Source organism: Methylobacterium sp. Leaf469, assembly GCF_001424745.1.
Classification (GTDB): Bacteria; Pseudomonadota; Alphaproteobacteria; order Rhizobiales; family Beijerinckiaceae; genus Methylobacterium.
Map to the genome: position 1 here is coordinate 452,501 of NZ_LMRE01000012.1, position 6,863 is coordinate 459,363.

6 protein-coding genes and 1 tRNA gene (1 of these 7 cut by a window edge) are annotated in these 6,863 nt (G+C 66.9%); 2 read left to right on the top strand and 5 right to left on the bottom strand.

What is annotated here, in order from left to right:
- The 3 genes in view from cyoC to cyoA are tightly spaced (at most 54 nt apart) and all read right to left on the bottom strand, a layout consistent with a single transcriptional unit that may run on beyond the window.
- Window positions 1-413: the 5' portion of a cytochrome o ubiquinol oxidase subunit III gene (cyoC, locus tag ASG60_RS09915; RefSeq protein WP_056171054.1), read on the bottom strand. It extends 235 nt beyond the left edge of the window; only the first 413 of its 648 coding nucleotides appear in the window; it begins with the start codon at window positions 411-413; its stop codon lies off the left edge, out of view.
- A gap of 5 nt (window positions 414-418) precedes the next feature.
- Window positions 419-2,422, bottom strand: a complete 2,004-nt coding sequence (gene cyoB / locus ASG60_RS09920; protein WP_056171056.1) for a cytochrome o ubiquinol oxidase subunit I — start codon at window positions 2,420-2,422, stop codon at window positions 419-421.
- Between the two features lie 54 nt (window positions 2,423-2,476).
- A complete protein-coding gene (cyoA, locus tag ASG60_RS09925; protein WP_082531686.1) occupies window positions 2,477-3,712 on the bottom strand; it encodes a ubiquinol oxidase subunit II in 1,236 nt (411 codons plus the stop codon).
- 405 nt (window positions 3,713-4,117) lie between these two features.
- Here cyoA and ASG60_RS09930 point away from each other — a divergent pair, with 405 nt between their 5' ends.
- On the top strand, window positions 4,118-5,452 hold the full coding sequence (locus ASG60_RS09930) for an MFS transporter (RefSeq protein WP_056385273.1): 1,335 nt from the start codon (window positions 4,118-4,120) through the stop codon (window positions 5,450-5,452).
- 65 nt (window positions 5,453-5,517) lie between these two features.
- Here the strand turns inward: ASG60_RS09930 and yacG are convergent, their stop codons facing one another.
- Together yacG and ASG60_RS09940 are read right to left on the bottom strand one after the other, a co-directional pair.
- On the bottom strand, window positions 5,518-5,727 hold the full coding sequence (gene yacG, locus ASG60_RS09935; RefSeq protein ID WP_056171063.1) for a DNA gyrase inhibitor YacG: 210 nt from the start codon (window positions 5,725-5,727) through the stop codon (window positions 5,518-5,520).
- Window positions 5,724-6,392 (bottom strand): Maf-like protein, encoded by a 669-nt coding sequence (locus ASG60_RS09940; RefSeq protein WP_056171066.1) that lies wholly within the window; start codon window positions 6,390-6,392, stop codon window positions 5,724-5,726. The genes yacG and ASG60_RS09940 overlap by 4 nt, the downstream gene beginning before the upstream one ends.
- Window positions 6,393-6,612: 220 nt before the next feature.
- On the opposite strand from ASG60_RS09940, the gene ASG60_RS09945 reads away from it, so the two are divergent.
- Window positions 6,613-6,686 (top strand) — tRNA-Gly (locus ASG60_RS09945).
- Window positions 6,687-6,863 lie beyond the last annotated feature (177 nt).

Below are 6,863 nucleotides of genomic sequence, written 5' to 3' on the forward strand. Positions count from 1 at the left end.
CCCTCGTGGATGAGGTGGTGGAACTCGTAGAGTTCGAGGCCGATGAAGCACAGGCCGAACAGACCGGTGACGCCGAGCCACAGCAGCATGCGGCCCTGTTTCTCCTTCTCCATCTCCAGCATGGCGAAGCCGTAGGTGATGGAGGAGAACAGCAGCATCGAGGTGTTGAGCGCCACGAGCTTGAGGTCGAACAGGTCCTTCGGCGAAGGTCCGGCCGCGTAGTTGCGCCCGAGCACGGCGTAGACGGCGAACAGGGCCGCGAAGATGAGGCAATCGCTCATCAGGTAGAGCCAGAAGCCCAGCATCGTTCCGCCTTCGGGATGATGCTTGCCCTGCGCGTCGTGGAAGACCGGGGTGTCCCCCGGTCCCTTGAAATCGTCGGCGGTGAAGGCCGCCGTGGAATGCGCCGCCATGGTTCTCAGACCCGTTCCGCCAGGAGTGCCGTGCGCGCATTCTCCGTCCGCACGACCTCGTCGACGGGAATGTAGAAATCGCGGGCGTAGTTGAAGGTGTGGCCGATGGTGACCACCGCCAGCGCCACGAAGCTGAGCGCCGCCAGCCACCAGATGTACCAGATCATCGCGAACGAGAAGACGATGCTGAGCATCCCGAGGATGATGCCGGCCGCGGTGCTGCGCGGCATGTGGATCTTGTTGAAGCCGCTCACCGGCCGGACGTAGCCGCGCTTCTTCATGTCCCACCACGCGTCATGGTCGTGGACCACGGGCGTGAAGGCGAAGTTGTAGTCCGGCGGCGGCGAGGAGGTCGCCCATTCGAGGGTACGGCCGTTCCAAGGATCGCCGGTCAGGTCGCGCAGCTCTTCGCGCCTCAGGAAGCTCACCACCAGGGTGACGATGAACGAGGCGATGCCGAGCAGGATGAGGAACGCCCCGAAGGCCGCGATGACGAACCAGATCTGGAGCGACGGGTCGTCGAAGTGCTGCACCCGGCGCGTCACGCCCATGAGCCCGAGGATGTAGAGCGGCATGAAAGCGAACCAGAAGCCCGTGAGCCAGAACCAGAACGAGGTCTTGCCCCAGAACGGATCGAGCTTGTAGCCGAAGGCCTTGGGGAACCAGTAGGTGATGCCCGCGAGCATGCCGAACAGCACGCCGCCGATGATGACGTTGTGGAAGTGCGCGACGAGGAACAGCGAGTTGTGCAGCACGAAGTCGGCCGGGGGCACCGCGAGGAGCACGCCGGTCATGCCGCCGACGGTGAAGGTCACCATGAAGCCGACGGTCCAGAGCATCGGCACGTCGAAGTCGATGCGGCCCCTGTACATGGTGAACAGCCAGTTGAAGATCTTGGCCCCCGTCGGGATCGAGATGATCATCGTCGTGATGCCGAAGAAGGAGTTCACGCTGGCGCCCGACCCCATGGTGAAGAAGTGGTGCAGCCACACGAGGTAGGACAGGATCGTGATCACCACCGTGGCGTAGACCATCGAGGCGTAGCCGAAGAGGCGCTTGCGCGAGAACGTCGCGACGATCTCGGAGAACACGCCGAAGGCCGGCAGGATGAGGATGTAGACCTCCGGGTGACCCCAGATCCACACGAGGTTCACGTACATCATCGGGTTGCCGCCGAGATCGTTCGAGAAGAAGTGCGTGCCCACGTAGCGATCGAGGGACAGCATCGACAGAACGGCGGTGAGGACCGGGAAGGCGGCCACGATGAGGATGTTGGTGCAGAGGGACGTCCAGGTGAAGATCGGCATCCGCATCATGCTCATGCCGGGGGCCCGCATCTTCACGATGGTGGCGATGAGGTTGATGCCCGAGAGCAGCGTCCCGATCCCGGCGATCTGCAGCGCCCAGATATAATAGTCGACGCCGACCCCGGGGCTCATGGCCGGTCCCGACAGGGGCGGATAGGCGAGCCAGCCCGTGCGGGCGAATTCGCCGACGAACAGCGAGGCCATCACCGTGAGGGCGCCGCTGACGGTCATCCAGAAGCTGAAGTTGTTGAGGAACGGGAAGGCCACGTCGCGGGCGCCGATCTGCAGGGGCACGACGTAGTTCATCAGGCCCGTCACCAACGGCATCGCCACGAAGAAGATCATGATCACGCCGTGGGCCGTGAAGATCTGGTCGTAGTGGTGCGGCGGCAGGTAGCCCTCGTTGGCGCCGAAGGCCATGGCCTGCTGGGCCCGCATCATCAGGGCGTCGGCAAAGCCGCGCAGGAGCATGACCAGGGCCAGCACGATGTACATGATGCCGATCTTCTTGTGATCGACGCTCGTGAACCAGTCGCGCCACAGGGGCCCCCAGAGGCGGAAATAGGTGAGGCCGCCGAGGACCACGAGGCCGCCGAGGCCGACCATCGCGAAGGTGACGAGGAGGATCGGCTCATGCAGCGGAACGGCGTCGAGGGTCAGCCGCCCGAACAGGAGCTTCTGAAGATCCGGATTGGAGAACATGGGCCTGTCTCGTGAGAGGAGTGCCGAATGGGGCCGCGGGCGGAGGCGTCCGCGTTATTTGTTGAGCTGACCGGGGGCGACGGGATCGGTGCCGCCGGGTCCGTCGCTCTTCGTTCCGTCACCCTTGGATCCGTCCCCAGCCGGAGCGGCATCCCCCGCGCCGGTGGCGTGACCGGAATGATCGTGGCCGGAATGGTCCGATCCCGAATGTGGCTTCACCTCGGGCGCCGTGGATTTCGGCTTCATGCCCTGCGGCTGCTCGGGGCTGTGCGACGACCGCCCCGAACCGCCGACGGTGGCGGCGTTGCCCTCGTCGCCGCGCTCGGCGTAGCGATTGTCGTATTCCAGGCGCGCCCGGTTGGCGTGGCTGTCCTTGCCAGCGCCGCCCTTGGCGTCGATGGCCATCATCTCGTGCATGCACATCTTGCCGGGCACGGCACACATGTTGAGCACCCGCCCGTAGAGGCCGGAATCGACGGAGGAGTAGAACGTCACCGGCTCGCGCTCGCTCGGCCGCTCGAGTTCGAGGTAGGCGTCGCGGCTGAGCGGCTTGTCGGCCGCCTTCGCCTTGGCGACCCAGGCGTCGAAGCCGGCCTGATCGAGGCCGACGAAGCGGAAGTTCATGCGGGAGAAGCCCGAGCCGCTGTAGTTCGCCGACATGCCCTCGAAGGTGCCGGGCTTGTTGATCACGGCGTGCAGCTTCGTCTCCATGCCGGGCATGGCGTAGATCTGCCCGGCCAGCGCGGGGATGAAGAACGAGTTCATCACCGTGGCGGCCGTGATCTTGAACGTGATGGGCACATCGACGGGGGCGGCGATCTCGTTGACGGTGGCGATGCCCTGATCTGGGTAGAAGAACAGCCACTTCCAATCGAGTGCGACGACCTCGACCACCAGGGGCTTCACGTCCTTCGGCAGAGGCCGCGACGCGTCGAGGCGGCTCAGCGGCCGGTAGGGATCGAGGGTGTGGGTGCTGATCCAGGTGAGCGCGCCGAGCGCGATGACGATCACCAGGGGCGCCGACCAGATCAGCACCTCGAGGTGGGTCGAGTGGTGCCAATCGGGATCGTAGGTCGCCGCCTTGTTCGACGCGCGGTAGCGCCAGGCGAAGAACAGGGTCGCGGCGATCACCGGAATGATGATCAGCAGCATCAGCCCCGTGGAGGCGAGGATGAGGTCGCGCTGCCGCATGGCGATGTCGCCCGACGGCTGCATCAGCACCATGTTGCAGCCCGACAGCAGGCCGAACACGGGCAGGAGGAGGAGCGGTCTCAGAATTCTGACGGTCATGGGATCGGCTGACGCGGACTCGATGATGCCGCCCGTGCCGTGCCGCGGATCGGCGTCACGTCGAACGTGGCGCCTAGTGCGATGCAACAGACCGGCCTGACAAGGGGAAAGGTATGCTCTCAGGTAGGCACTGGGAGCATAGCCAAACCCTTTCCCCCGAGGCAATGTCCCTTACCGCCTCAGGGACATTCTCCCGCCCCGGTGGCATCGTGTCCCCGTCCCGGCCGCGGCGCCGCGGCTGCGACAGGGCAGCGCCGTTTCCGGGCCGGAGCGGCTTTCGCTTTGACGGGTGGTGGCGGCAGGCCCTAATCAGGACCGAGACTAGGTCAGGATCGAGACGAAGGGGCCGCGCCCAGGCGGACGCATCGCCCCCCATCCATCAAGCCAGCGAGCAGACGTTTCCCGATGAGCGCAGATTACGCAGTGCCGTCCTCGTCGGAGGCGGAGCGCCACGCCCACGAGGCCCTCTCGGACCATACGGTCGCCCCGGGCGAGATCGCCATCGGCGTGGTGATCGGCCGCGCCGCCGAGTATTTCGACTTCTTCGTCTACGGCATCGCCTCGGTGCTCATCTTCCCGAAGGTGTTCTTCCCCTTCGCGACGCCGCTCGCCGGCACGCTGTATTCCTTCGCGCTGTTCGCCCTCGCCTTCGTCGCCCGGCCCATCGGCTCGGCGATCTTCACAGAGATCGACCGGCGGCACGGGCGCGGGGTGAAGCTCACCATCGCGCTGTTCCTGCTCGGCGGCTCCACGGCGGCCATCGCCTTCCTGCCGAACTACGCGACGCTGGGCGCCACCACGATCTGGCTGCTCGCGGCCTTCCGGTTCGGCCAGGGCCTGGCGCTCGGCGGCGCCTGGGACGGCCTCGCCTCGCTGCTCGCCCTCAACGCCCCCGAGGGAAAGCGCGGCTGGTACGCGATGATGCCGCAGCTCGGCGCGCCCATCGGCTTCATGCTGGCCTCGGCCCTGTTCGCGTTCTTCCTCGCCAACCTGTCGGAAGCCGACTTCCTCGATTTCGGCTGGCGCTACCCGTTCTTCGTCGCCTTCACCATCAACGTGGTGGCTTTGTTCGCCCGCCTGCGCCTCGTGGCGACGGAGGAATTCGTCCGCCTCATCGAGATGCGCGAACTCGAGCCGACGCCGGTGCTCGAGACCGTGCGGGTGCATGGCCGCGACATCCTCGTCGGCGCCTTCGTGCCCCTGGCGAGCTTCGCGCTGTTCCACCTGGTGACGGTGTTCCCGATTTCGTGGATCAACCTGTTCACCCAGCGCTCGGTGGGCGAGTTCCTCATGGTGCAGTTCGCCGGGGCGGTCGTCGGTGCCGGCGCCATCGTGATCTCGGGCATCGTCGCCGACCAGATCGGACGCCGGACCCTGGTGGCCATCGCGGCCGGCCTGATCCTGCTGTTCGCCCTCGGCAGCATCGTGGCCCCACTGCTCGTCGGCGACAGCGAGGTCGGCCAGACCATCTACGTTCTGGTGGGCTTCGGTCTGCTCGGTCTCTCGTACGGCCAGACCTCGGGCTCGGTCACGAGCAACCTCGGCACCCGCTACCGCTACACCGGCGCGGCGCTCACCTCGGATCTGGCTTGGCTCATCGGCGCCGGTTTCGCGCCGCTGGTCGCCCTCAGCCTGTCGAGCGAGTTCGGTCTCGCCTGGGTCGGCGTCTACCTGCTGTCCGGTGCCGTCGCGACCCTCGCGGCCCTCGGCTACAACCGGCGCACCACCGCGGCGGCCTGAGCGAATCGCCGTTCCACGGATGCGTGGAACGGCGCATCCTGCCGTCGGTGGAACGGCGCACCGCCCTACTCGGAACGGTCGCGCCCTGCTTGCGGCGCGGCATCCTCGTCCTCGTCCTCGGCGGTGGGGATCGCGTAGCGATCCGTCAGCCAGCGGCCGAGATCGACGTCGGCGCAGCGGGTCGAGCAGAACGGACGGAACTCCGGCTTGGCCGGCTTGCGGCAGATCGGGCACGCCTCTTCGGGCGCCGTCGGCCAGGGAATCGGTCCGGTCACAGGCTGCTCCCCGGTGCTTGTCCCCACGCTCCCCGAACGGGAAAACCCTCGCCTTCCAAGAGACTTAGGGTCTCGTAGAGCGGCAGGCCGATCACCGCGCTGTGCGAGCCGACGAGCTTGACCACGAAGGCGCCGGCCAGCCCCTGGATGGCGTAGCCGCCGGCCTTGCCGCGCCATTCCTCCGAGGCGACGTAGGCCTCGATCTCGCGACTCGACAGCCGCTTGAACCGCACCCGGGTCTCGACCACGCGTTCGCGCCGGGTGCCCTTCGGCGACAGGAGGCACACCGCCGTGTAGACCCGGTGCTGGCGCCCCGAGAGCAGGCGCAGGCAATCGGCGGCCTCGTCCGCCACCTCGGCCTTCGGCAGGACGCGGCGCCCCACCGCCACCACGGTATCGGCAGCAATCACAAAGGCTTGGCGCATGTCGTCACGCCGCCGCGCCGCGTCGCCCGCGACGTCGAGCTTGTCGCGCGCCAGGCGCCGGGCGAGCTCGCGCGGGGTCTCGGACTTGCGCGGCGTCTCGTCGACATCCGCCGGCAGGAGCGCGTCGGGCTCGATCCCGGCCTGCTGCAACAGGGCGAGCCGCCGCGGCGAGGCGGAGGCGAGGACGAGGCGGGCGCCGCCCGATGGCGCGGGTGACCCTGAGGCATCTGCTGTCGTCACGTGCGAACCGTCATGCGAAAAAAGTGATCCAGCCAAAGGACTTACGGGAACCTCCGCCGGCCCGGAGCGACACCGCCCGGCAAGCCGCGCGACGCTATCGGAATCCGGCCCGTATGGGAACGCACGCAGCCCCCATCAAGGCCGTGGACAACGCGACCGTGTCTGGTATGGTCCCTCCCGCGGCCCCAAACGCCGCACCGCAGGCCCCACGCCGCGGCTCGCGGGCGTAGTTCAGTGGTAGAACGTCAGCTTCCCAAGCTGAATATGCGGGTTCGATTCCCGCCGCCCGCTCCAACCTATCCCGTTGAAGCTTCAGCCTTTCTAACGTTCTGCCGCTGATCTTGCGGTCGCCGCGTGACGTGACTGGCTGGCTTTGGACCGGGCTGATTGAGAGGATCAGCCAGGACCGAAGGAGCTGGACATGCGGCGAGGTCAGAAGACGGGTGCGGAGCAGGTGGTGCTGAAGCTTCG